Here is a 26,550-nt window from a genome sequence, read left to right as displayed (position 1 = left end):
TTCATTTACATACCAATCCAACCGTTCCGTTAAGATCCATTCTTTACCAAACTGAGTTGATCTTTTTAAAGCGATAAGTTCTGTAGTCAGACTTTTTCGTGATCCTATTTCGCTAAGAAAATAGGTTAAACCCTCTTTTTTGTTTTCCCATACTCGGTTGGTTTTCTTGTATCCTTGCCCGGCTTAACTTCGTTTCCATCCACATCAATTTCCACTGATCCTTTAGGAAGATGAGTTTGCTTGAAAGTCATTGTGCCGGCTTTCGCTAACAAGCCAATAAGTACATCCGTTTGTTGCTGATCGTAAAGCGTTAGCGCATAACACGCCAGTACACCTTTATCCTCGCTGTAATGGAATAGTACATGATTCTTATTTTTTCCATAGGTACCCGAGAATCCGGTGCCTTTAAAACTCAGCATTTTAGGGTCACCGCTCCTAAATACTTCGTAATTCAGCAGGGTTAAATCCAGGGAATCTTTGGTCTCTTTTTTAATTCCTTGCGCTTTCATTAATTCCGGTAAATTTTCCTAGAATAATAGTTTCGACAAATCAAACGGTCCGGTATAATTTACAATTGGCTTTTCAAGATTTTTTCGATGATGCTGGCCTTGTGGGCCTTGTCCGCAAGCAGTTATTAACAATAGGAGAGGTAAACTAATCAACGTAATTTTTAGTGTGGCCATTGTTATGAGCTGGTTTAAATAGGTTTAAAATTTCTGCGGGGGAGAGGTCCAATTTTCGCAACATCCCCAGTTCATGCCGGACAAAGGTGGTAGCAAGGTCTATTTCCCGGTTTTTACCCGTTTCCAATACATGTTCTTGCCATTTTAGCAATAAGCGGTCGTTAGAGGTAAAACTGGTGATCTTATCGGTAATCTGTCGGTCTTCTATATTCAGATAAGATCGAATATAACTAATGCGGCCCCCTTTGTAACTGACCTGCTTACGGAAACGAATCATTTTGCCGTCAGCAGCGCTAACGGAGAGCAGTTTCTTGTTTTTATTATATCGGTACGCACATTCCCATTTATCATTGCGGTCGGCCTGGCTACGTTGAGTTACTCTCCGGGCATGTTGTATCTGTTGGCTCACCTGGGGCGTATATCCTATTAGTGGAAGGGCATCTTCAATCGGGTAATCACCCATCGCGTCTGCCAGTAAACCTAAAGGGACATGACCGAATGCTTTAAGGAAACTTCCTGTTTTAATAAGGCGTAGTAAGCAGGATAAAGGACGTAACGATCTTTCGAGTTGATCAGGACGGTATGTTCTAGGTCTTTAAAATCGATCCTTAAACTATCCGGCTTAACTTGGCCGCTGAATATGGGTAACGGGTATAGATAAAGACCATGCGTTCCGGCGCTGATATGGTAGGCGGTTGCGGTCGAAACAACACCCTCCGAAACCGTGTAAACCAAAAGTAGGGACCCGGAAATATTTCGACAATAAAGTAACTTGCTGGTATCACGTGTCGAGCTATCGGAAGTGATTCGGGTCAATGCCACGCCATAATAAGTATCAGGTATTTGGGCGTGGCTTACACTGATCATGCAAATTGATAGTAATAATATACAATAGGTTTTAATCATGATGTATATTAATAACCACCCGGTACGGCATTAGTTTTACAGATTAATATTCAAACAATTGCCGCAGAAGTATCCTTTTACAATTATGAAGTATCTCATTCTGCTGTTGCTGATCCCGGTTGGCACCTTCGGCCAGCAACCGGATACGGCCCGGCTTTACTTAACTTTAAATAACCAGTTGACTACACATCGCAACGGTCTGGAATGTAAGTTCAATAATAAATTATCCAAAAGCTATGTGCTTACCTATGATTGCTACAACACTAGGCACCAACTCGTAAAACAACTCAACAGAAAACCACGCCTTTACGACAATACTTATTCAGCCTTGACTCAGCCATATTTTAAGATGATGCCGAATAGTATCACCGATACTTATCTCATTGGTGATTTAAAGAACGGAAAGCCATATAATGGTTTCTTTATTTATCCGGGGACCAACATCTGGCTCATCTTTGATTTCTATCAGAACGGGAAACGCTTATTCCAGGTTTTTAATGACCTGCTTCCTGCCAGTAGGGTAAAAGATACAGAGAACAGCTTTACGGCAATAAGCAAGAAAAATACGTTTGTTAACGGCCGCCTGCAAAGTGGCATTGAGGTTACACCGGTAACCGTAAAAAAGGGAATAGTAGATATTATACGGGAAGTGGATCAATATCAAACTGTTGGTTATATCTTGACAATGTACAGCAATAACAATCCGGAAAACCTGGAGATCAAACCGGTAAATTCGGGCTATCAATTAGCTTGTATGGGTAAAAACAGCATCGATATAACTTACAGTAAAATTGGTAAAAAAATAGTTTTTTACGATTGGAAAGGTCGCAAGGTATCTAAAACTAAACATCCGGATAATGAGATTTATAGTGTAGCGCTGGAAAAACTAGCCGAGGTTCTGAAATTTAAATCGGTTGATGCCGACGCGTTAAAACGGTTTGTCAGAGAACAGTGGTGACTTTATCACACCCTAAGTTAAATGATCAATATTTTACAACACTTGTGATTTAACTTTTCACTTTCACCATCCGAATGTATTTTTGATAACATGACGCTAGCTTTACGTAGTGATTCATCGAATTACCAGTGTTTTGAATCAGGATTTCCTCATTCTGCAGGATGGCATCTATTCCAATGGGTGTTTTAATTTTTGGCGGATCTTCTTCTTCTTTTAAAGTCGATATATCCCCTTCGTTCGAAGCCCATTTAATGCCTTTGAATAATAGATTCACTTCATTTGGATTTTCGCCTTTAGTTATTTTAAGTATACCGCTATAAATTTTATTATAAGTTGTAAGTCGATATATATAGCCAGTTCTAGATTTTATGAGCCTGACAGATATCTCGCAATTGTCAGAAGAATTATCTGTAGGCTCGGTTTTATACAAGCCTTCAATTATCATACTGACAGGCTTATAATTAAATTTACGACCATAATCTGCCTTAACTGGTGAATAGCTGATGTTATATGCTGTTTTTTCGTGTGGCATCATCAACGAGGATTGCGCCTGTTGATGCAAAAACAGCAATGCAAAGAACAGGATGATTGGTTTGCTTATCCTATGTTGAAACGATTGCAAAAATTTCGATGCGAACATTTTCAATGTAGCCGGGTTAAATTGTATTCGTAGCATCAATTATTATAGGTTATTCAATTCTTATGAATCAGAAATTATTAATTGTTTTTTCGCTATTACTATCGGCATGCGGTTTTACACCTCAAAAAGTTGATCTCAACCATTTAATATTTAACGAAAATCCGGAGGTTTTGTTGAAGTCAATTGTACATGAAAAGATCCCGCGAGATGGAGGGCTTATTGATTATCGTGTAAAAAATACAACTGATTGCCTTTTTGAGGGTACTAATATGGAAGAAGAAGTGCGCATAACAGGGGCGGGCGGTGCGATTACTTCATATTATGCGGGTACGCAACTAACCGCTACAACAAAGAAAGTGTTGAAGACTCTTTTAGCCAAATACCATCAGCCAACCAAAAAAATTACTGACAATGGCGATACGCGCGCGTATTATTGGATCACGCCTGAAGTCTATATCCGGTTCATGTCCGGCGAAACTTTTTCTCCAACCTTAGGCCGGCAGAATTTTAGTTTTATTGAGATGGCGTCGATGAAATCAATTAATGCAAAATTAGATCCTGAAATTAACCGTCTTTATATGTTAGTATCAGAGACTAAATAAAATTTGTTGTTGGCTAGAGTAACCTCTAACAACAATTAAAAAACGAACCTATTGCTTCAATCAGATAGAAATAGGGACTGCTGAGCAATCTAGAAAGTACCCCGATTCGACTTTAAGATCATAAACCTTACCGTTGCTGCTGCTATAGCGGCTGTAGGTATAATCTTGCGACTGGCCTATATCAGAAAGCCCTTGTTGCGGATAAAACCTATATGCTCTCCTGCAAAATATGGCTATAACAGGGATAAAAGTTATTAGCAGCAGGTAACAGGCTATTTTAAAATGCTTTCATACATGAAATTTTCAACGGATATCACCAAACCAAATTCCATACAGCATCAAAGCAGAACCAAGGAACCAGATCAAAGTAGCAACCTGCTTTAACCGGGTATGATGATCAATGAAGAATTTAATGGGTTGCCTGCCTATATTACCGGCATTGTTTTTTTGGTGAAAAGTTATGATCGCATCTACCATATAAAAGAAGAACTGGTTGGCAAAATTGATTATAGCGATCACGATCAGCGACATCATGCCCGAAATTAATGCCTGGCTGGTAATGTAGTTCATAGGAATATGCAGGACCTTACCTACAAAGCCAATTCCGAAGAATAAAATGATGATAACAGGTATCATAACCGAAAAAGCTTTTAGAAGGACCGGACGTTCATATTTTTTTGACAGAAAAAACAATAAATAACCGTTTAAGCAGATCAATATTGCCAATATTAAATACCTCATTTGCTCAATTTTGCTGTTCGAATACCACCGCTTTTTTCATTTTTCCATCCCAGTAAATTGCTTTGATCTGCAGCGGACAATCCGGCTCATTTATTTTTTTCAGCACCATCCACGATCCTTTGTTATCCTTAAATCTGTCGGTTCCTTTAACAAAATTAAGTTGCAGAATATATATGAATTACCTTTCAGGAAGAGTGAACCAAAAGGATGATCCTTGTCCCAGAACACTTTCAACTCCAATTTTTCCTCCGTGCCTCTTAATGATTTCAGAACAAACATAAAGACCCATTCCAAGTCCAGACTGGCTGTGCTGTCCATTATCCACCTTTTTAAAGCGTTCAAAGATAGAAGCGATATTTTTTTCGGCAATTCCTATGCCTTTATCTGTTACAGATATTTTAATAAAACTATTAATTTGTTCAACTCCGATAATTATATTTTTAGATTTGGGAGCGAATTTTATCGCATTATTTAGTAGATTGATCATTACTTGGTCAATCTTATGTTGGTCAGCACAAATTTTCAACGTCATATCTCCGGCCTTCTCTACGATATGTGTGCCGTTCATCGAAATGTGATTACAACAGCCGTCTATTACCTCTAAGAATGAAAAAACTGTTTTATTAAGAGCAAGTTCCTCATTTGGTAATACGGTTGTTATCAATAAATCGTCAACGAGTGAGCCGAGCTTTTTCGTATGACGCTCCGCATTTTGAGCTAATTCAATAAGCCGTTCATCTTCAATTTGTTTTTCCTTAATGATGCGATTTATTAATTGGAGCGTTGCCCGCAGACTTGTAATCGGTGTTCTTAATTCATGGCTGGCAAGATTCGTAAATTCATCTTTTTGCTTTTGTAATTTTAATTCTAACTCTAATGATATTTCCTTTTGCTTTCGCACGGTGATATCATTCTGTATACCAATGTAATGAGTTACAATTTCATTATGATTTTTAATCGGCGCAATGTAAAGCTCATTATAAAACAAGGTGCCGTCCTTACGGTAATTTGCCAGTTCAACATGGCATTCGATACCTGCTGACAATGCTTCCTGCAATTTAAATCTGCCAATTTGCTCCCGATTTTCTCCCTGCAAAAACCTACAGTTCCTGCCTAGTATTTCTTCTTGACTGAAGCCGGTCATTTCTTCAAAGGCGCTGTTACAAAAGATTATTGGGTTATCAGTCTGCAACCAATCTGTTATTACAATGCCACTTATAGACGCACTCAAAGCCGCGATTAATAACTGGCCCTGCCCCTCTATTCCGTTTATCAGTGATGTATTTTTATCATCCATATCCATCCTTTCAAATGATTGATACAGATATATACAACGGCAAGATTATTTTGTGATAATAAATTAATTATTAATTACAAAAAAGTTAGATTTTGTGCACTCAGACGTTATGAGGATCGTTCATGGGATTCTCTGCCTGTTTATACAGTGCAGCCTCCACCAGCAGCTAATTTAGCTGTAACGGCGGCCAGGATTATATTTTCCGGGTTAAGAAACAGGATGCCAATGAAATTGTCTTTGAACGGGTACCCATAGCCAAAGGAGTATCGGATATCGGCTTAACAGAGATCACCCCAGTAAAGGAATTGAAGGAAGGCTCGAAGATCGTAGTGAAAAAGACTTTCTTCGTGTTGGCTAAAATGGTAAATACAGGCGAAGACGAATAATATAACCTATGAAAAAGCAAACCCAACATACAGTCAAAAAGGTAAAAAAACAACCCAGCATTGATTTATCCACTACAAAAGATAAAGAGGAGAAACACGATCATGAGCATGAAGGAAACGAAGCTGGTCACGATCACGAGCATGGAGGCATTTTCGGCAAGAACACGGAACTCATATTTGCGGCGCTTTCTGGTGTCTTCCTTACGTTAGGCTTTAGCTTATCAATCGTACACGCGCTGCCCCCCCTCACCAGTACGATATTATACGGTATCGGTTATTTCTTTGGCGGATTTTATACCACTAAAGAAGCTTACGAAGCGATCAGCAAGGGACAGTTTGAGATCGACTTTTTGATGCTGGTTGCCGCTGTGGGGGCGGCATTTTTGGGACAATGGGCTGAAGGTGCTTTATTGTTATTCCTGTTCAGTTTCGGCTATTCGCTGGAACATTATGCCATGGGAAAAGCTACCAAATCTATTGCGGCACTGGCAGACCTGGCGCCTAAAACAGCCATAGTCCGCCGGGATGGTAAAGAAACAGAAGTACCGATCGAAGAATTGGTTTTAGGCGATATCATCATTATCAAACCAAACAGCAAGATCTCTGCCGACGGTGCCGTGATCAAAGGAGAAAGCAGTGTTAACCAGGCACCGATCACGGGTGAAAGTGTGCCGGTTGATAAATCACCGGTTGCCGATCCGGACAAAGACCATGATGATAAAACACTCAAAGCCGAAAATAAAGTATTTGCCGGAACGATCAACGGTAGCCAGGTACTGGAAGTAAAGGTGACTAAACTGGCCGCTGATTCAACCTTATCAAGGTTAGTTAAACTGGTGAACGATACGGAAGCACAAAAATCGCCCACGCAGTTGTTCACCGATAAACTTCAAAAATATTATGTGCCGGGTGTACTGATACTGGTCGGGCTATTATTACTGGCCTTTCTCGTGATTGATGAACCCTTCAGCAAAAGCTTTTACCGGGCAATGGCCGTATTGGTGGCTGCCAGTCCCTGCGCTTTGGCCATTTCTACACCAAGCGCGGTTTTAAGCGCCATCGCCCGTGCGGCGCGAAGCGGTGTACTGATTAAAGGCGGCGGGCCATTGGAAGAATTAGGCGGGCTGACTGCTATCGCTTTTGATAAAACCGGCACGCTTACTGAAGGAAAACCACAGCTAACGGGCGTGGTGGCATTAGCCAAACTATCCGAAGATGAGGTTTTGGAGATCGCAATCGCTGTTGAAAAATTAAGCGATCACCCATTAGCTGCGGCAATTGTCAAAGGCGGTTTGGAACGATTAAAGCAGAAGGATATTCCGTCAGCCAAGAACCTGCAAGCGGTTACCGGGCATGGGGTCAAAGCAACCGTTGGTAGTAAGAAGATCATTATCGGTAATCGCAGTTTATTTAAAAAACTTTCCGATGAGGTGCATGCCCAGGTTGAAAAACTGGAAAAAGAAGGCAATACCACCATGCTTGTCGAGCAGGATGGCGAAATTATTGGTTTGATCTCCCTAATGGATGTACCGCGAAAAGAAGCGAAGAAAACCTTACAGGAACTGAAAGACCTGGGAATTAAACGAATGATCATGCTGACCGGTGATAATCAACAGGTAGCGGAGGCCGTCGCTAAACAAATAGGCATCACCGATGCGATGGGCGGTCTGCTTCCCGAAGAAAAGGTTAAAGCAGTACAGGATCTGATCAAAAAAGAAAAGAAGGTCGCCATGATCGGTGACGGTGTAAATGATGCCCCTGCTATGGAAAAAAGCACTGTAGGTATCGCAATGGGTGCAGCAGGCTCTGATGTAGCTTTAGAAACGGCAGATGTTGCTTTAATGGCTGACCGGCTGGATAACCTGCCATTCGCTATAGGTTTAAGCCGTCAGTCCCGCCGGATCATTAAACAAAACTTGGTGATCAGTTTAGGGATGGTAGCTGTTTTGATACCCTTAACTATCTTAGGTATTTCCGGAATTGGCCCGGCCGTTGTTGGACATGAGGGGTCAACCCTAGTAGTCGTGTTTAACGGATTGCGGTTGCTGGTTTATCAATACTCTCGCAAATAAATAGAAAGGTGTAAGACCTTAATAACGCTATTTTGGGCAGGATTTTCATGTTTCTTGGGTGCGCTATATAAGCTTACAAATAGCTAACTGATTCAGTTAAAATCGAAGAACAGGAGCTTTATTTTAATGGTGGAATGATCGGAAATATATTGATCGAAGCCAGCAATTTTCGTTGTACTTAATTCAATGACTTCCTTATTCCTAGTATCTTTAATAAGTAATTTATTTATACAATCTACATTATTTATTGTCGATCCTTCTAATAAGATAGTGATCACACGCCATAGCATTACAATTTTCATAGATCCTGAATACTCTCTTAACTTCAAGGGTGCCTAATTTTACATAAACCTCCGCTTTTAAAAATGCGGGGGTTGTACTGTTTGCCGGTATACTATCAACTTTAAAGCTACCGTGAGTCGTTTACCTGCACCCGGGAAATAATTATCGGCATTGCTGCCAGCCAACTCCCACTTTCGCCCCGTGGTTTTATCCGTTAAAGAGATGCTTCGTATAGCTCCCTCATCCCATTTATAACTGCGGCTGAGGCAATTATTCTCCAGAGTAAGGGTTCCATCTTTTAGCGTTGCTTTACAATCACTCAGTTGCCCTGAAAGCGTTTGGCAAAATGCAGACACAGTCATGAAAATTAAATTGAACGCCAAAAGGAAATGTTTTTTCATAAGTAAACTTCAATGACGGATGGTGACCAAACTATTATTTAGTTGAAGCCCATCAATTAATGGGGGTTTTTACTGAAGATATTGCAGACAAAGATGAAAACGAACGTTTGCTAAACTGTTTTAACTCTATTCTCCCATCCGGTTTCTTTCAATGCCGGGTCGTTTTCTTTCACTAAAAAATCGACTGCGGCGGTTTCCACAGTTTCCCACTCAAGTATCGCACTATCCGGCACAATTTTTACAGGCGTTTTCCATGATGTAGAGGTTTCGCTGTAGGCGAGGTTAGACTGCGAACTATAGCAGGAAATGATGGACCAGCGGGGATGGTCTGACAAGTTTGCCTCCGAGCGGTGAAGCAAATTGCTATGGAATATAAGTGCATCTCCTGGCTCCAGTGCGCAATAAACCAATTCCATTGTTTTTAACGCGTTTTCTACCATCACCATATCGGCCCCTACCTGTTCGCCTGAAAAACCATGATTCACCCTGCCTAATTTATGAGAACCTTTAATAACCTGTAGCCCGCCATTAGCTTTATTAGCCGGGGTTAGCGCTATCATCACGCTGATCAACTGATCAGGAAACATAAACTGGTTTTTGTACCAGTAACCATAATCCTGGTGCCATTCCCATGCCCCGCCAACCTTGGGTTCTTTTTGCATCAATTTAGAATGAAAGTGGCATACCGGGGCTGTGCTATCTAATAAAGCGGTAACTGATTTCACCATTTTTTCGCTTCGCGTTAAATATCCAAATACATTATCGCCGGGCGTAAACCATAACGAAAGCTTTGTCTTCTTGCCGGTCTGGTCGTTCAGGTCGAGCGCGTTTTTTTTCATGGCATCATCCTGTAGAGCTGTCTGGTACAACTTTTCAGCTTCGGGCCGGCTGCAAAAGCTTTTTATTACGATATAGCCATCCCGATTGTAGGCAGCTATTTGTTCGGTGGTTAATTGACGATCTGACATAATTTGAGTTATTATTAAGCAAACTTACTTGCTAAAGCAAAAAGCATCCACAACAAGGTATGCTAAAATTGATACTTTCCTAACATTGTATTTTTTTCCTATCATTACAAAAAATTTAAAATGAAACCCGTACTCGAATATTTGCCAAGGGAGGAAGAAGAATCGTTCGTCGTAAAATATTTCGACTATGATTATTATCCTACGCCCTGGCATTACCACCCCGAATATGAACTTGTGCTGGTAACCGAAAGTACGGGCAAGCGTTTTATAGGGGATAATATCAAAAGCTTTAGCCCGGGCGACCTCGCTTTGATTGGCCCGAATGTGCCTCATTTGTACCGCAACGACCCACCCTATTATCAGCCCCAATCCGGTTTAAGGGCAAGCTCTATTGTTATCCACTTCCTGGCAAGTTCCATAGGCGACGACTTTTTGGCTTTGCCAGCCTGTAGAAAGATAAGGGAACTTTTAAGCAGGTCGGCGATGGGGCTTGATATAAAAGGCAGGGCAAACGCCATAGTGGCCGAACAGATGCATCAACTACTCGAACTAAAAGGCGTTCCGCGGCTCTTAAAGCTCCTCGATATTTTACATACGCTGGCTGAGACAAAGGACAAGAGGAACATCTCCAATCAGCCTGTTAAAGGCGAGAACGACAAGGAATCTGAAAGGCTGAGCAAGGTATTTGAATACGTGATGAAAAATTTCCTGTCGGAGATTAGCGTCACAGAAGTAGCAGGTTTGGTACACATGGCCGAAAATTCATTTTCGCGGTATTTTAGTCAGCGCACCCGCAAAACGTTTTCAGCCTTCGTAAACGAAGTTAGGCTTAGCCATGCCTCTAGGCTACTGGTTGATACCGACAAAAGTGTTTCGGAAATATGTTTTGGATCGGGGTTTAACAACTTATCCAACTTTAACCGGCAATTTAAAGAGCTTTATGGATTGAGCCCTTTAGCTTACAAAAACCAGTATTTTATTAAACCCTAAATAATTAAAAGATAGCCAATCTATGAAAATCCATTTTTTTTGCCCACGCTGGGGTTCGGAGAACTTACCATGGGATGTTTTTTTTAAAAAAGTAAAAGATGCCGGTTACGATGGCGTTGAAATGGGATTTCCGCCAGCGTTAACCAGCGAAGAGAAATCGATCATTCAAACGGGACTAAAACTATATAACTTATTATTCATAGGGCAGCACTGGCAAACTGTGGATGCGGATTTTCAAACGCATATTAAGGTTTACGAAAAAAACTTACTGAGCCTGGTTTCAGGCGATCCGCTGTTTATTAACTCGCAAACAGGCAAAGATCATTTTACAATGGATCAAAACCTCGAGTTAATCGAACGGGCAAAGGAGGTCAGCATTCGGGCCGGTATACCTATCATACACGAAACACATCGCGGTAAATGGAGTTTCGCGGCCCATATTACAAAAACCTACCTCCAACAAAACCCGGAAATCAGGATCACCCTGGATATTTCACATTGGTGCAATGTGGCGGAAACCTATCTGGAAGACCAGCCGGAAGCCGTTGAACTGGCCATAAACCATACGGATCATCTCCATGCGCGTATCGGGCACACCGAAGGGCCGCAGGTCCCCGACCCGAGAGATCCACTTTGGGCCGTTGCTCTGCAACACCATTTGGGCTGGTGGGATCGCGTGATTAAACTAAAGCGCCAACAAGGGGCTTCTGATTTTACAATCACCCCGGAATTCGGAGCACCTCCTTACACTACGCTTTTGCCCGGTTCGCATCAGCCGATAGCCAGCCAGTGGGATATCAACGTGCACATGATGGAAATTCTAAGAAAACGGTATCCTACTATTGATGAACGTTAATGTTAGAAAAGTATCATTTCAGAACAGCTACAAGGTAGTTTACTTCAAATAAATGCAGCTATTTTGAATTGTTAAATCAACTAAATCTCTCTCTCAGATTTCCTACGTACAATTTGCCAATATTTTGGCAAGCTGTACGGAAACCTGATGATTGACCTGAATTATTCTAAAAGTTTATGAGAATAGCAATACTTGGATCGGGATTCATTGCCCGATTTTATGCGGATACCCTCGCTGGGCAGCGTAGAAAAGACACGCTGCACGTTGTTTACTCGCGCACTAAAGCCAATGCCGAAAAATTTGCGGGCGATTATGATGTGCCCCATTTTTTTACGGATATGGCAGAAGCGGTTAACCACCCCGAAGTTGATGTGGTGATCATTGCGCTTGCCAACCACCTTCATTTTGCCGCGATTGAAGCATGTGCTAAAGCCCGTAAGCATGTTTTATGCACCAAGCCATTGGGCCGCACCGGCGAAGAAGCCAAATTAATGATGGAATTGGTAGAAAAAGCCGGAATTATGGGTGGCTATCTTGAGGACCTCTGCTACACCCCTAAGTTTTTAAAATCACTGGCAAGCGTAAAGAACAATAGCATTGGCCGCGTGTTGTGGGCAAAATCAAGAGAAGCCCATCCCGGCCCGCACAGCGACTGGTTTTGGGATAAGGAAAAATCGGGAGGTGGGGCTATTATTGATCTGGGCTGCCATTGTATGGAGATTGCCAGAAATTTTATTGGTAAAGGCGTTAAACCTGTTGAGGTAATGTGCTGGGCCGCAACCCAGGTGCACCCCATAGCCGCCGAAGACCATGCCATCGGATTAGTAAAATACGCAAATGGCGCAATAGGCCAGTTTGAAGTGAGTTGGTGCTTTCGCGGAGGGATGGACTTAAGGGACGAAGTAATGGGAACAGAAGGTACAATTTGGCTCAATAGCTTTTTACGTACCGGGTTTGAGATGTTCAGCACTGGCAAGGGAGCTGGTTATGTAGCCGAAAAAGCCGAATCGAACAGCGGTTGGCTTTTCCCGGTAGGCGATGAGGTGCATGAGTTGGGTTATAGCCACATGTTTACTGATATGTTTGACGCCATTGAAAACCACCGGGAACCTTCAGAAACATTTTACGATGGGTATGTAGTTAACTGCCTGATTGATGCAGCCTACAAATCTGCAGCATCGGGTACCTGGGTACCTGTTGATTTGCCCGTGTGGCGTGGTACTGAAGCAGAAGCACATTCGATAAGTTACCACGATTATGACGAGCATCATTACCTGATCAAGGAAGAGATATTACCCGACGGAAACATCAGCCGTATTCTCAAGGATAAGGCAACAGGGGTTGTCAGCAAAGTCAGCATTATCAGCTCAAACGTTTAATCTCCTTTTGCTAAACGGCTTTAGGCCTCTCATCAAATCATTAACAAAGCTATATGAATCAATCACGCCGCCGCTTTATTATAGACTCATCAGCCTTGCTGGCTGGTGCGGCATTAACAAAAACCGTAGTGGCCGGTAACTTCAATAAAACCGTGCCGGTTAGCGGCCACCTTTGGATATACGCCAGCAAGTATCCGCCCGAAAGCGGTTACGATTGCACGCCGGTACTCGAAACAATTTTCAGCGATTTCAAATATGCCGGCATAGATGGTTTGGAATTGATGGAGGCTATCTTAAGGCACGATGACGCCGTACAAAAATTGCTCGACCTAAGTGGCAAATACGGCGTGCCGGTAACTGGCAGCAGCTATGGCGCAGATATGTGGAATAAAAGCAAATACGCCCAAATACTGGACGATGTAAATCTGATTACCCAGAGATTGCACCAGGCCGGCGGCAAAACCTTCGGCATATCAGTGGGTGATGCGCGCCATAAAAAAACCGAAGACGAATTGGATGCCCAGGCCGAAGTTTTAAAAGAAATATGGAAGATTTGTGATAAAAACAAAATACAACCAAACCTGCATAACCATACCTATGAGGTTGAAAATAACATGCATGATTTAAAAAGTACCATGGCACGTATTCCCGGTATAGAACTGGGCCCAGACCTGAACTGGTTGGTGAGGGCAGGCATTGACCCTGTTAATTTTATTAATACTTACGGCCATCAAATGGTGTATATGCATATCCGCGATCAGAAAGCTGATGGTAAATGGACGGAAGCGGTTGGAGATGGAACGATCAATTTCAAGGCCATCGCCGCGGCGTTAAAAAAGGTGGACTTCAAAGGCAGGGCCGCTATTGAACTGGCTTTCGACGCACCGCCCGTTAACCCAATAAAAGATGACTGGAAGAAAAGCAGGCTGTATGTAAGAGACACTTTTGGTTGGTAACTGGTAATTATTTAAAGAAATTGGTCAATAATAGCATGCCGAACATTAATACAAAAGGCACCGAACAACATACCTTTGACGCCATAGTTGTCGGCTCTGGCATGAGTGGCGGATGGGCTGCAAAGGAACTTTGCGAAAAAGGCCTTAAAACGCTGGTTTTAGAGCGTGGCAGGAATATCGAACACATCAAAGACTATCCTACCGCCACCATGGCACCTTGGGAATTTGAGCATCACAACAATCTTACGCTAAAGGATAAAGAAGAAAACCCCATTGTTTCCAGGTGCTACGCTTATACCGAAGCAACCAGACATTTTTTTGTGAAAGACAAGGAGCACCCTTACTTCCAAGTAAAACCATTTGACTGGATAAAAGCCTACCAGGTAGGTGGGAAATCTTTGTTGTGGGGCAGGTGGACACAACGCTGGAGCGACCTCGACTTTGAAGCTAATTTAAAAGATGGTATAGCGATTGACTGGCCCATCAGGTATAAAGATTTAGCACCCTGGTATTCCTATGTCGAAAAATTCGTCGGCATTAGCGGCAATCGCGACGGTATCCCGCACTTGCCCGACGGAGAATTTCAGCCGCCCATGGAAATGAATGCAATAGAAAAACATTTTAAGCAAGCTGTTGAAACGCGCTTTCCGCAAAGGCATGTTATTATCTCAAGAACGGCGAACCTTACAAAAGGGCTAAAGGGAAGAGGGCCCTGCCAGTATCGCGATATGTGTTTTAGGGGTTGCCCGTTTGCGGGCTATTTCAGCAGCGTATCAGCTACTTTGCCGGCTGCAAAAGCCAGCGGAAATTTGATTTTGAGGCCTTTCTCTGTGGTGCATTCTATCATTTACGATGAGAAACTGCAAAAAGCAACCGGTGTAAGGGTAATAGATGCCAATACGCATCAAATGTCCGAGTATTTTGCGAAGATCATATTTGTAAACGCAGGAACACTAAATACAACTTTGATACTGAAAAATTCAATATCTACTTCATTTCCAAACGGATTGGGAAACCGTAGCGGCGTATTGGGACATTTCCTGATGGATCATAATTACCGGGGCAGTGTAACTGCCGAATATGAAGGCTTGCAAGATAAATATACTTATGGCAGAAGGCCTACCGGTATATACGTACCGCGCTTTACCAACCTAAACGGTGATAGGCGCACGGAATATATCCGTGGCTTTGCCTTTGCTGGCAGCGGTTCCAGGGTAACCGGGAATGTGCAGGAACAAAGTATCGGGGCGGGTTATAAAGAGGCGCTCACAGAACCGGGAAACTGGCAGATGCATATGGTGGGCATGGGCGAATGTTTACCCTATCATGATAATAAAGTAACGCTTAGCAAAGACAAGCACGATTCATGGGGCATGCCCCTATTGGAAATAGACTGCTCTTATAAAGAAAACGAGCTTAAAATGCTGGAAGATATATTAAGTAACGGACAGGAAATGCTTACAACAGCCGGATTTAAAAACATAACGGTCAAAGATTCTGAACAGGCGCCAGGATTAGGCATACATGAAATGGGAACGGCCCGCATGGGCAAAGACTTAAACACCTCTGTACTAAATGAGCATAACCAGGTTTGGGGCGCGCCAAATGTTTTTGTTACCGATGGGGCATGTATGACATCAACCGCATGCCAAAACCCTTCATTAACTTATATGGCTTTAACGGCCCGTGCAGTTGATTTTGCGATAGCGGAATTAAAAAGAAACAACCTATAATTATGCGCTTAATTGTGTTAACGGCTTGCATAACTACTGCTAAAACCCATTTGCGAGTCAGCTTTATCATGGAAACGTTTTAACGATGTTAAGCTGTTAACCGTTACATCAAGCATGTGATCGAATCGTTCACATAATTTAAATGCTAAAAAATGGTATTGGGGCGAAATTCTCAAGACATTTATAAAGTGGTTTTAGATGCACAATGGCTTAAAAAATAGTACTAATAATATGCTCTCCGTAATTCGCAGTTCGACACATTAGATGCTTGGGAGAAAATCAAATGGGCAAATCATATAATTTGAATTCATCCCGTTTTGTAGGGTGCATTCCAGCAATTATGAAAGGATTTATTGATAGACTTTTTTTGGATGGAATGGCCTTTCAGTATAGAACAATCTCGATTTTCTGGAACAAGTTTTTGAAAGGCAAAACCGCTCATATCATTACTATACTGGATCAACCAAGTTGTTAATATTGGTTGTTTCATGGCCGACCAAGTGTAAATTAGCTTAAAAAATCAACATTTCAATTTTGTGGGAATCATCCTGTTAAAGTTTCATATTTTGGAATTATTAAAAACTCGAAGACTTGACCAGATTAAAATGGGTTTCAGAAGTTGAAAATTTCGCAGACACCAACGATAATGATAGAATCAGCTTCCCCCCGGTGTATATTCGCCGTTCCTTATTGTAACACTTCGATTGTATCTCATTTAAATTTGCAATCGGTTTAATAAACATCAAATATCCTATAATAACAAACTCCCTTCCATTACAATAACCGAGGAACCGCTTACCCAGATTCCATCATCAACTACCTTAACCCGAACGGTGGATGGCTGATTAACGAATATACCTTGCACAATATAATAGTCGCTGTCTTTTTCGATATAGCCCAGCTTTTCGAGGTAACCGGCTAAGGGGCCTGCTGCTGTTCCTGTAGCAGGATCCTCGTCAATCCCAATACTTGGGTTAAAAAACCGGGCCTGTGCCATATAATCTTTATTTGGTTGTTCGGTAGTAAACATATAACAGCCTTCAAATCCAAAATTTGCCGCAGCCTCTTTTAAAAGCCGCTTATTTAATATCGCCCTTTTTAAGGCTTCTTGATTGCAGACCGGTACCATCAGATGCCCAACTTCTGTTTTTACCGTTTTAATTTGCCAGTCGTTCAATTGGAGATCAGTTGTATTCAAACCGATTGCTTCTGCAATCACCTCAATTGGCGCAGTGCCTATTATTTGTGCTTGTCGCTGTTTCATACCAACATAGGGCAGGCCATTTTTTTCCGTAATTTGCAGCGGTATCTTTTCCCCCGCCATAAGTACCCACTCAACTCCCTCCTGTCCATTGAAGATATTCCATTTTTTAAGCAGTGCCAGGCATACAGCACCCAAAAGGTTATGGCCCGCGCCAGTTATCTCATATTTCGCCGGAGTGAAAGACCGCACCTTTAATGCGTTAACCACTGTGTCATGGCTTATAAAAGAAGTCTCTGAATAACCGAATTCGCGGGCGATATCGTAATATTGATCCAATTCCAGTTCTTCATTTGTATATACCACTGACAACTGATTTCCTTTAAATTTTTCGTCGGTAAATACATCAAGTATATAGTAATCTAATTTTTTCATTTTCTTTTATTTAAAGAATGCTCAAAATTAGAACCTTATAATTTATTTTTGTTATTAGTTAACAAAAGGTTACCGGTTACCTTTTGTTAACCAACTAATTATTTATGGAAAGATCAGACAAACAGCAGCCGACCTGCGAACAGGAATTAGCGGCCATAAGGGATAGCCTTGAAGTATTGGGTGGTAAATGGAAGTTGCGGATCATGCGGCAGCTCAACAATCATATTGACGAAAAAAATACGTTCAAAAAAATTCAACGGGAGGTAGAAGGTATATCAGCAAAAATGTTGTCAAAGGAACTTCATGAACTGGAAATCAACCTGCTTGTCACCCGAACAGTTATGAGTACCAGGCCTGTTACAGTTAATTATGCCATTACGGAGTATGGCTTGAGCGTTTTCCCGGTAACAGAAACGCTGGTGGACTGGGGCCTAAACCATCGGCAGAAGATAAAATAATTCACTAACGTTAAGTAATAAATTACAAGCACGTTATATTTAGATGTCGCTTCAAAAATTGACCGGATATTTTTAACTCAATTACTGAAATTCACTATAGTAATTTACCTATTAAATTGATCCAGCAGCGTAATTCCTTTTAATTGACGATTGGGTTTGCTTTGGGCGCTGTTTGGATACATCAAGTTGGCCAAAAAAATGAATATATTGAATAAATTTCGGTACGATTTAACTAAAATTTGCATTCTTTTTTTGCTTACTTGCCAGTCATTACAAACCAAGTTAGATCCAAATGATGAACCAAAAAATCAAAAAATGTGGCCTTTTAGCTCTTCTAATATTTAACGGACTTGTTTCTCATAGCCAATTAAAAAGTAAGATAAAGAGCGTAGAAAACCAATATTGTGCGGATTTAGGCAATGGCTATTTTGAAAACCCCATTTTAAGGGGGAATTATGCAGATCCATCTGTGGTAAGAGATGGCAAAAATTATTACATGACTCATTCATCTTTCGACAACATGCCGGGCTTATTGGTTTGGCAATCGTACGATTTGGTAAGTTGGAAACCCATAGCAAATGCTTTAACCGAATTTGTTGGGGGCGTTTGGGCCCCGGATATTATAAAATATAAAGGGCTATTTTACATTTATTTCCCAGCGGGTGGTACCAATTGGGTGGTAACTGCAAAGAATCCTGCAGGTCCTTGGAGTAAGCCTATTGATTTAAAAATTGGAGGGATAGATCCGGGACACGTTGCCGGACAAGACGGAAAAAGATTTCTGAATTTAGCCGGCGGGGATATGGTTTCATTGGCAGATGATGGCTTAAGTATAATCGGCACAAGGAAAAAAAATTATGAAGGTTGGGTTTTTCCCAAAGACTGGATTTTGGAATGCTCTTGTTTGGAATCTCCCAAATTCACCTATCATAATGGCTATTATTATATCACGGCTGCTGAGGGCGGGACCGCAGGGCCAGCTACAAGCCACATGGTGATTTCCGCACGTTCTAAAACGCCATTTGGCCCCTGGGAGAACAGTCCTTACAATCCAATCGTTAGAAATACAAACAGAGACAACAAGTGGGCATCAATTGGACATGGGACACTTGTGGATTCTCCGGATGGAAAATGGTGGATCGTTTTTCATGGATTTGAAAATGCCAATAAGACAATTGGCAGGCAAACTTTGTTATTACCCATTGAATGGACAAAAGATGGCTGGTGCAAGGTTCCAGATAGCATAGACGTTGCAAAGCCGTTAAAAAAGCCCATAGGTGAAGCAGTAAATCATGGCATGAAGTTGTCTGACAACTTTGAAGGTAACCAACTCGGCGATCAATGGAATGTGCTAAAAAATGAGTATAAAGAGCGATTTAAAGTTAACAATGGGAGCTTAACAATTAGCGGCTTAGGAAAATCTATCTACGAAACCCAACCTTTGCCAATAATGCCCGGAAATGCCTCTTATCAAGTAACAGTCCGGCTAGGTACAGAAACGAATACTGCAAGTGGGGGTTTGATTTTGTATTACGATCGAGAATATTATGCCGGATTAGAATTTTCCGATCATCACATCTATAGAGTAAATAACAGAGGACAAAAAAACAGGGTATCTGATGATATTAAACAGGATATGGTTTATCTTAGACTAAAGAACGACCACAATGACTTATTATACTACTACAGCTTGGATGGCAAAGATTGGAAGAGATTAGATCAAGTAAGTCAAATGTCTGGATATGAAACCAATACTTTGGGTGGTTGGGGTTATCTTAAACCAGCGCTCTTTTCTATTGGTGACGGCGAAGTTAAGTTCGTAAATTTCGAATATGAAGGCTTGGATTCCGAAATTATAAATACAAAATAAGACCAGATTTTGTAACAGACTTATAATTTCAGTTTTAAAATTGATATAGCCGCCTCACTTAAATTGAGCATTGATATATTTCATAATTTGAAAGTCTTTCTCTCGTGATAATTCTTATCAAACCAAATCTTTGCCGAAGAAGAAACTACGTTTAATTTTAAACTCTATATGTTTAGCCCTTTTTAAGCCAGAATCATTTACTTTCAAAATGAGAAATCGAATTATTTTATTTTTATTAATCTTGATTTTCAGCGCATCAACCTATGCGGCCAACAGAAGGTTAACAATGCCGCATTTATTTACAGACCACATGGTGCTACAGCAAAAAGCTAAAGTAAGTATATGGGGCTGGGCGGCAGCCGGGCAAAAAGTATTAATTAAGGGTAGTTGGGGCAAACAATGCTCCGCTGTAACAAATGCGGCAGGGAAATGGATAGCAAAACTGGCAACGACTACAGCAGGCGGGCCGTTTACGATTAGCATACAAACAATAAACAGCCACATTGATATTAATGATGTGCTGATAGGTGAAGTTTGGTTGGCATCGGGGCAATCAAATATGGATATACCACTAAAAGGCTGGCCTCCGGGCGATACTATATTTAACTCGGCATTGGAGATCAGTAAGGCTGATTATCCCAAAATAAGGTTATACAAAGTTCCTTTTGGCATATCAACAACGCCACTGGATTCGACAGGAGGTAAGTGGAACATTTCGTCGCCACAAACAGCTGGCGACTTTAGCGCAACTGCTTACTTTTATGCAAGGGCGCTTTATAAAAAGTTAGGAGTACCGGTAGGTATAGTTCAATCATCAATCGGAGGAACACCGGCCGAAGCATGGACAAGTGAAGGCTACCTGAGCAAGATAAAAGATTTTAATCAGGTATTGGCCGACCAGAAAACAACACAAGATCAGATAGATGCATGGTTTAAGAAACGAACCTCACAGGAATTACCTCGAACTGAAGAGCAGTGGAAGGACATTAGCTTTGCTGACATAACCGCAGCTGATAATGAATTTGGCGATTCGCGTTGGGCTACCATAAAGCTTCCCGGCAGATTTGACCAAATAAGCTCGGACGAACTGGACGGGGTGATATGGTTGCGAAAAGACTTCGTTATCCAAGACGCAATGGCTGATCATAATTTAAAAATTGGTTCCATAAATGATATGGAATCAATTTATATTAACGGGAAATATATTGGGGGCCTTAAGGGCAGAGGGTTTAAAAATACTTCGCACGAGACAGCTATACCAAAGGGTCTGCTATTATCCGGAACCAACAATATCGCCATTCGCGTTATCAATACCCGCGGGCAAGGGCTAATTAACGGGCCAATAACTATCGTCGGTAAAAATGACGAAACGATATCTATCGAAGGTGATTGGAGATCGCGAATAGTAGCAGAAATAGCAGATGGGAAAATTTATACCTATGGGCTACAAACCGAGATCGCTGAACGGCCTGCCTCATCTCGGCTTAACAGCAACTCGCCCACCTCGCTGTTTAACGCGATGATCAATCCGCTTATTCCATTTACGTTTAAGGGCATTGTTTGGTACCAGGGAGAATCAAATGTGGGCAGGGCAGAGCAGTATAAACGCCTCTTCCCAAATTTGATTAGAGACTGGCGCAATAAATGGCGCGAAGAGTTACCATTCTATTACGTGCAACTGGCACCCTACATTTATACAGCGAAAGATCAGCATGAACAAGGGCAATTGTTAAGGGACGCGCAACGTTATGCTTTAACGCTCCCTAAAACGGGGATGGTAAGCTTATTAGACATTGGATATTTAAAAACGGCACATCCACCTCATAAACAAGAGGTGGGCGATAGGCTGGCCAGATTTGCCTTTAAAAATGAGTATGGTGAAAAGGATTTGGTGGCTTCGGGGCCAATATATAAAAAAACAACCGTTGCAGGCAATGAACTTACAATAGCGTTTGAATCAATTGGGAGCGGCCTAATAGCCGCACCTTCTGGTATGGATAATTTTGAAATAGCCGGAGCAGATAAGATATATGTAAAGGCAGATGCCAAAATTGTTAACAATAAAGTTGTAGTTAGCAACCCTGCTGTGGTTAAACCGGTCAATGTACGGTACGCCTGGAGTAACAGCAGCGGTGCCACTTTGTTTAATAAGCAAGGATTGCCCGCGGCAACATTTACCTCTGAAAAATAGTTGTTGAGGTAATATAATGATTTTATAACCTGAAATCTGCTTTTTAATTGGTCAGCAATTCTTTTATAGCTGCGATCACTTTTAAGCCTTCTTTAAAGCCTGCATAAATTGTAGTGGAGATTTACCATACTCTTTTTTAAATGCCCTTGAAAAATTGGAGCTGCTTTGAAGACCTATCCTATCTGCTACTTCGTTCATTGCAACGTCTTCATGTGTCATTATTTGAATAGCTTTTTTTAGGCGGATAGTTCTTATAAATTCTCCTACCGACTGATCTGAAATGTTTTTTATCTTTTGATAAAGTTTGGTGCGGCTAATGTATAAATGATCGCATAAAAAGTCGACATCTATGTTTTGATCCTGTATGTTATTTTCAATAATGCTCAAGAGTTTATTTAAGAATTCTTTATCTTTTTCGGAGTGAACCAGTTCCGTGGCCTCAACAAGGTAATTGTTAGTATACCGTTGTTTAAGCTTTTCGGCCTGCTCAAAAATATTATTAACGGTTAGCAATAAAAGGTCAATACTTAGCGGCTTAGCAAAGTAGAAATCTGCGCCCGATTCCATGCCTTCTATCTTAGTGTCCAAGGCATCTTTAGCAGATAATATCACAAATGGAATGTGGCTGGTCTCAAATTTGTCCTTGATTAGCCTGCACAGTTCAATGCCATTCATACCCGGCATCATGACGTCACTTATGATTAGGTCAGGCACTTTTTCAGTCGCTATATCCATCGCTGAATTGCCGTCTTCGGCTTCATAAACAGCATAAAAGTTTTCAAATGCATGTTTCAAAAATGTACGCAGTTCCTGATTGTCTTCTACAAGCAAAATATGCTTTCGTATTTTACCGATAGTAGCGATATGCTCTTGCTCATGATTTGGCAACGGGATCATAGTGGCGTTATCAATAACTTCGAGCCGGGCTTCAACAGCTATTCCGGCCGCTGCTTTTTCCGAGTCGCTATAGTTTTCCTCGCCCCATGGGATGCCAATAATTATTTCTGTCCCCTTATACCTGTCACTGTAAACATAAATATCTCCCTTATGCAGTTGCGTAAGGCTTTTTACAATGGAAAGCCCAACACCGGATCCCAGGTGATTTTTACTGATACGGTAATACCTGTCGAAAATACGGGTGATGGATTCGCTGGAAATTCCTATTCCGGTATCTGCAACCCTAAAATAAAGATAATTTTTCGCCCGGTGTTCTTTATTTAGCAATTCAAACCCGGTATTAAAGGATGGTTTAAACTGCCCGATATCAAAAAATAATTCAAAAGAGATACTCCCACCTGCATTGGTGTATTTAAAAGAGTTGTTTAAAAGGTTAAAAAGTATCTTCTCTAATATTTGTACATCAAAGTACCCAGTTAAGGACGATTCGGAATTTTTTGTGTGATCGGTAAGTTCGAAACTTATCCCTTTACTTACGGACATATTCTGAAATTCCCAGGCTAGGTCCTTACAAAACTGATTGGCTATTAAGGGCTGTACCTGAAGTTTAATAACGCTGTCCGCAACTTTTTTAAAGTTCATCAGCTCGGTGATGAGGTTGAGGAGCCTTTTGGCGTTTCTGAACATCAACTGGTATGAATAATCGAGCGCCGTGTTTTTATTTTGACTGATCAAACTTTCCAGTGGTCCAAGTATAAGGGTTAACGGTGTGCGAAATTCGTGGGAAACATTCGTAAAAAACATCAGCTGCTGTTGATAAAGCTCTTCACGCTGGTGATGCATTTCTTCGCGCTTTCCCTCATTGACCGCACTCACCGCCATTTCTCTTTTCAGACGATACCACCTTGCCTGGTAGATGTAGACCCCTGCAAGCACTGATATAAAAATCAAGCTGTAAATAAGTTTGGCAGCTACCGATTTCCACCATGGAGGCGTTATAATGATGGCAGTCTCCGCTTGCGATTTGCTCCAGATCCCATCGTTATTTGTGGCCTCAACTACAAATTTATAACTGCTGTAATCCAAGTTGCTATAAGCTGCACTGGGATTTTTTCCGTCTGTAAACTTCCAGTCATTATCGAAGCCAATAAGTTTATAACGGTAGTTGCATTTTAGCGGATTGGCAAAATGCATAGAAGAAAAATAGATAACAAAATTATTCTGCAAGTAATTTAGCGTTACTTCCTTACAATAACCGATAGCTTGTGTGATGACATTTGGGGATGAACCGGGAGCGCCATAAAGGGGTTTCTGATTATTAATCAGGATATCTGTCAAAATGGGCCTAGCTTCAACACCATTAGCTCTTATCTGCTGCGGGTAAAAAAAGTTGAGGCCGTTTATGCCACCGAAATAAAGCCTTCCGTCTGCACCTTTATTGGAAGAACCAACCTTAAAACTATTGCCCTGCAGGCCATCGTTCTTATCATATCGTATCAGTTTTTCGGTTATGGGGTTAAAGCACTCCAGCCCGTTACCGCCCATCCATAAATTGCCTTCATTATCTATCTCCAGGCTTTCAACGTCCTTAAATATGCCATATTCGTCAGCGTAAGTTTTTATAGAATAAGCATTGGTTTTTCCATTAAGCGACAGCTTATTTAAACCACCACCTATCGTTCCTATCCAATAGGTACTGTCATTTTGTTTACTGATCGGATAGGTATAATTGGAACTCAATGAATTAGCAGCGCCAGATGCTTTGTAAAGATAACTTTGGGTAATATTTCCGGTTTTGTCAAATGTAACCCGTTTTAACCCGTTTGTGCTGGAGATAAGTAATTGCGGCCGTTCCTTATCAGCTAAAATAAAAAATCCTTCGCCATAGTATTTAACGTGATAGGCTTTTTTTTCATCCTTCCATATGACACCAAACTTGTCCGTATGATTGCCAAACCAAATATTGCCGTAGCAGTCTTCCGCGAAGGTATCAATTACGTAAGCCGGGAAGTTTTCATACCCCGGTGGCCGCCAGAGTTCAGTCCCGTTTGGTCTCAAAATTTCTATGCCGGCCGCGCTACCTATCCATAAATTGTGATCTTTATCAAAAGTAAGTGCGGTTATGACATCGTTTTTTAATTTAAGCGGCGAATTGAAAGTATTATAATAGGTAAAACGCTGCGTTTTTAAATTATATAGATTTAATCCGTTAGCCGTAGTGCCTATCCATAATTGATCGCCGTCTGCCAATACAGAGCGGATATGGTTACCACTTAATGAATTTGCTACGGCAGGGTTATGCTGAAGGGTATAAAATAATTTCTCATTTAAGTCACAATAATTCAGTCCGCCTCCAAAAGTGCATATCCACAAACAATCCGTTCGGTCAATGAACGCCTTGGTTAATGAATTTGAATTTAAAGTGTGTGTTGAACTACGTGTGTTTACTTCCTGTATGAAATTAAGGCTGCTATCCACCCGTATTAATGCCGAACCGGTATTAATCCAGTAATCAAGCTTGCTGTCTCTTAAAACGTCACGTACAAAATGATAACCCTCACAGATAAACCGCTTGCTCACGGTTAACCCGGAACTGACAGATTTACCTGTTCTGTTGATACGCAGTACTTGGCTCCCGCTTGCCAAAAGCATGTTATTACTGCGATCAAAAAAAACTCCGGATAATTCACGGTTGATAAGGCCAGCCACAGTAACTGCTTTAAAATGGCCGTTTTTGTTCAACGTCCAGACACCTTTATCACTTGACAAATAAAGAGTTCCCTTTTTATCAGGCTCCATGGATGAAAAATGTACGTTGGCAGGGAGAAGTAGTTTTTGTTGCACGATTGAATTTCCCTTTATGAGGTAGATTCTAACAGAATTATTGGCATAGGCATAGATAAGATTACCAAGGGGCTTAAACAGTTTCCAGAAGGTAGGGGTCTTTGTGTTTTTAGACTCGATAAAGTCCTTATACTTTTCCGATTTGGCATTAAAACATTGAAGTCCTCCTTCGGATCCTATCCAGATATTGCCTTCCCCATCCGGATAGATGCAGGTAATCCTGTTCTTCGCAGCATTATTTAAAGGGACGTTGCTGTTATAGAACTTTTTTACAGAGTAACCGTCAAACCTGTCAAGGCCAAAATAAGTACCCACCCAAATATAGCCTTGTTTATCCTGGGTAATATCGTTTGCATCAGTATGCGATAAGCCTTCATCAACGGTAAGGTAATTAAACTTAAAAGGGTATGACTGGCCCGAAGCAAACCCAGGAATTGTACCGCATGTCAGCACCAAAAAGAACGAAGTCTTGGTACGCAATCGCTTCATAAACCAAATCAGATCTCTAATTTTCATTATATAAAAAATTCAAGTAATAGTACCAAAAAATCAATTAAGATTTCCTTGATTTCTGTTTGTGTTGCAAGTAAAGCTACTCGCGTTTATAATTGGAGACCCTGGAATTGATTTAATTGTTTGCCTGATTATTTGTTAATAACAAAAATGGGTTTATATAACGGATTTTATAATTACAGCCAGATAAAAATGCACTTAATGGCAATTAATATGTACGATTTAACAATCCTGTAGTTTAATTAATTAGAGTTCTTTGTGAGGTCGGTGCCTTTTAATATTAAGGATAGC

General features: G+C 41.2%; 21 protein-coding genes. 12 read left to right on the top strand and 9 right to left on the bottom strand.

The genetic code is table 11. The features are described from left to right. Window positions 1-125: 125 nt before the first annotated feature. Both ABIB39_RS17450 and ABIB39_RS17445 read right to left on the bottom strand, forming a co-directional pair. Window positions 126-509 carry a hypothetical protein gene (locus tag ABIB39_RS17450; RefSeq protein ID WP_354431458.1) on the bottom strand — a complete coding sequence of 128 codons (384 nt, stop codon included), beginning with the start codon at window positions 507-509 and terminating at the stop codon, window positions 126-128. A gap of 145 nt (window positions 510-654) precedes the next feature. Continuing rightward, window positions 655-1,146 carry a hypothetical protein gene (locus ABIB39_RS17445; RefSeq protein WP_354431457.1) on the bottom strand — a complete coding sequence of 164 codons (492 nt, stop codon included), beginning with the start codon at window positions 1,144-1,146 and terminating at the stop codon, window positions 655-657. Window positions 1,147-1,674: 528 nt separating this feature from the next. On the opposite strand from ABIB39_RS17445, the gene ABIB39_RS17440 reads away from it, so the two are divergent. Then, window positions 1,675-2,547 carry a hypothetical protein gene (locus ABIB39_RS17440; RefSeq protein WP_354431456.1) on the top strand — a complete coding sequence of 291 codons (873 nt, stop codon included), beginning with the start codon at window positions 1,675-1,677 and terminating at the stop codon, window positions 2,545-2,547. A 49-nt stretch (window positions 2,548-2,596) separates the two neighbouring features. Here the strand turns inward: ABIB39_RS17440 and ABIB39_RS17435 are convergent, their stop codons facing one another. Then, window positions 2,597-3,187, bottom strand: a complete 591-nt coding sequence (locus ABIB39_RS17435) for a hypothetical protein (protein ID WP_354431455.1) — start codon at window positions 3,185-3,187, stop codon at window positions 2,597-2,599. 62 nt (window positions 3,188-3,249) lie between these two features. Here ABIB39_RS17435 and ABIB39_RS17430 point away from each other — a divergent pair, with 62 nt between their 5' ends. Further along, a complete protein-coding gene (locus ABIB39_RS17430) occupies window positions 3,250-3,789 on the top strand; it encodes a hypothetical protein (protein ID WP_354431454.1) in 540 nt (179 codons plus the stop codon). A gap of 303 nt (window positions 3,790-4,092) precedes the next feature. Here the strand turns inward: ABIB39_RS17430 and ABIB39_RS17425 are convergent, their stop codons facing one another. Both ABIB39_RS17425 and ABIB39_RS17420 read right to left on the bottom strand, forming a co-directional pair. Continuing rightward, a complete protein-coding gene (locus ABIB39_RS17425) occupies window positions 4,093-4,425 on the bottom strand; it encodes a hypothetical protein (RefSeq protein WP_354431453.1) in 333 nt (110 codons plus the stop codon). Between the two features lie 283 nt (window positions 4,426-4,708). Then, window positions 4,709-5,827, bottom strand: coding sequence for a sensor histidine kinase (locus ABIB39_RS17420; RefSeq protein ID WP_354431452.1), 1,119 nt, complete (start codon window positions 5,825-5,827; stop codon window positions 4,709-4,711). Between the two features lie 394 nt (window positions 5,828-6,221). On the opposite strand from ABIB39_RS17420, the gene ABIB39_RS17415 reads away from it, so the two are divergent. Next, window positions 6,222-8,285: a heavy metal translocating P-type ATPase gene (locus ABIB39_RS17415; protein WP_354431451.1), complete on the top strand. Its 2,064-nt coding sequence runs from the start codon at window positions 6,222-6,224 to the stop codon at window positions 8,283-8,285. 359 nt (window positions 8,286-8,644) lie between these two features. Here ABIB39_RS17415 and ABIB39_RS17410 read toward each other — a convergent pair whose 3' ends face one another. Together ABIB39_RS17410 and ABIB39_RS17405 are read right to left on the bottom strand one after the other, a co-directional pair. Continuing rightward, entirely contained in the window at window positions 8,645-8,968 is a 324-nt protein-coding gene (locus tag ABIB39_RS17410) for a hypothetical protein (protein ID WP_354431450.1), read from the bottom strand. 110 nt (window positions 8,969-9,078) lie between these two features. After that, window positions 9,079-9,936 carry a phytanoyl-CoA dioxygenase family protein gene (locus tag ABIB39_RS17405; RefSeq protein ID WP_354431449.1) on the bottom strand — a complete coding sequence of 286 codons (858 nt, stop codon included), beginning with the start codon at window positions 9,934-9,936 and terminating at the stop codon, window positions 9,079-9,081. A gap of 120 nt (window positions 9,937-10,056) precedes the next feature. On the opposite strand from ABIB39_RS17405, the gene ABIB39_RS17400 reads away from it, so the two are divergent. The 6 genes from ABIB39_RS17400 to ABIB39_RS17375 all read left to right on the top strand — a co-directional run bounded on the left by ABIB39_RS17400 (window position 10,057) and on the right by ABIB39_RS17375 (window position 16,325). After that, a complete protein-coding gene (locus ABIB39_RS17400; protein ID WP_354431448.1) occupies window positions 10,057-10,926 on the top strand; it encodes an AraC family transcriptional regulator in 870 nt (289 codons plus the stop codon). A gap of 22 nt (window positions 10,927-10,948) precedes the next feature. Then, the gene (locus ABIB39_RS17395; protein WP_354431447.1) at window positions 10,949-11,782 is read left to right on the top strand and encodes a sugar phosphate isomerase/epimerase family protein; all 834 of its coding nucleotides are present in this window, start codon (window positions 10,949-10,951) and stop codon (window positions 11,780-11,782) included. Window positions 11,783-11,958: 176 nt separating this feature from the next. Further along, window positions 11,959-13,161, top strand: a complete 1,203-nt coding sequence (locus tag ABIB39_RS17390; RefSeq protein WP_354431446.1) for a Gfo/Idh/MocA family protein — start codon at window positions 11,959-11,961, stop codon at window positions 13,159-13,161. 53 nt (window positions 13,162-13,214) lie between these two features. Continuing rightward, on the top strand, window positions 13,215-14,117 hold the full coding sequence (locus ABIB39_RS17385) for a sugar phosphate isomerase/epimerase family protein (protein WP_354431445.1): 903 nt from the start codon (window positions 13,215-13,217) through the stop codon (window positions 14,115-14,117). 35 nt (window positions 14,118-14,152) lie between these two features. Continuing rightward, complete coding sequence (locus ABIB39_RS17380) at window positions 14,153-15,850, top strand: GMC oxidoreductase (RefSeq protein ID WP_354431444.1); 1,698 nt, start codon at window positions 14,153-14,155, stop codon at window positions 15,848-15,850. A gap of 283 nt (window positions 15,851-16,133) precedes the next feature. Further along, window positions 16,134-16,325: an NAD(P)H-dependent oxidoreductase gene (locus tag ABIB39_RS17375; RefSeq protein ID WP_354431443.1), complete on the top strand. Its 192-nt coding sequence runs from the start codon at window positions 16,134-16,136 to the stop codon at window positions 16,323-16,325. Window positions 16,326-16,601: 276 nt separating this feature from the next. Here the strand turns inward: ABIB39_RS17375 and ABIB39_RS17370 are convergent, their stop codons facing one another. Next, window positions 16,602-17,486: a PhzF family phenazine biosynthesis protein gene (locus ABIB39_RS17370; RefSeq protein WP_354431442.1), complete on the bottom strand. Its 885-nt coding sequence runs from the start codon at window positions 17,484-17,486 to the stop codon at window positions 16,602-16,604. A 104-nt stretch (window positions 17,487-17,590) separates the two neighbouring features. Between ABIB39_RS17370 and ABIB39_RS17365 the strand changes: the two genes are divergently transcribed. From ABIB39_RS17365 to ABIB39_RS17355, 3 genes are all read left to right on the top strand, one after another. Beyond that, on the top strand, window positions 17,591-17,944 hold the full coding sequence (locus ABIB39_RS17365; RefSeq protein WP_354431441.1) for a winged helix-turn-helix transcriptional regulator: 354 nt from the start codon (window positions 17,591-17,593) through the stop codon (window positions 17,942-17,944). A 292-nt stretch (window positions 17,945-18,236) separates the two neighbouring features. After that, window positions 18,237-19,814, top strand: a complete 1,578-nt coding sequence (locus tag ABIB39_RS17360) for a family 43 glycosylhydrolase (protein ID WP_354431440.1) — start codon at window positions 18,237-18,239, stop codon at window positions 19,812-19,814. 286 nt (window positions 19,815-20,100) lie between these two features. Next, window positions 20,101-22,005, top strand: coding sequence for a sialate O-acetylesterase (locus ABIB39_RS17355; RefSeq protein ID WP_354431439.1), 1,905 nt, complete (start codon window positions 20,101-20,103; stop codon window positions 22,003-22,005). Between the two features lie 81 nt (window positions 22,006-22,086). Here the strand turns inward: ABIB39_RS17355 and ABIB39_RS17350 are convergent, their stop codons facing one another. After that, window positions 22,087-26,262: a hybrid sensor histidine kinase/response regulator transcription factor gene (locus tag ABIB39_RS17350; protein ID WP_354431438.1), complete on the bottom strand. Its 4,176-nt coding sequence runs from the start codon at window positions 26,260-26,262 to the stop codon at window positions 22,087-22,089. Window positions 26,263-26,550 lie beyond the last annotated feature (288 nt).

Origin of the sequence: Mucilaginibacter sp. UYP27 (assembly GCF_040547175.1) — a bacterium.
GTDB lineage: Bacteria > Bacteroidota > Bacteroidia > Sphingobacteriales > Sphingobacteriaceae > Mucilaginibacter.
The sequence above is the reverse complement of the archived record's forward strand: the minus strand, read 5'-3'. Positions and strand labels throughout refer to the sequence as shown.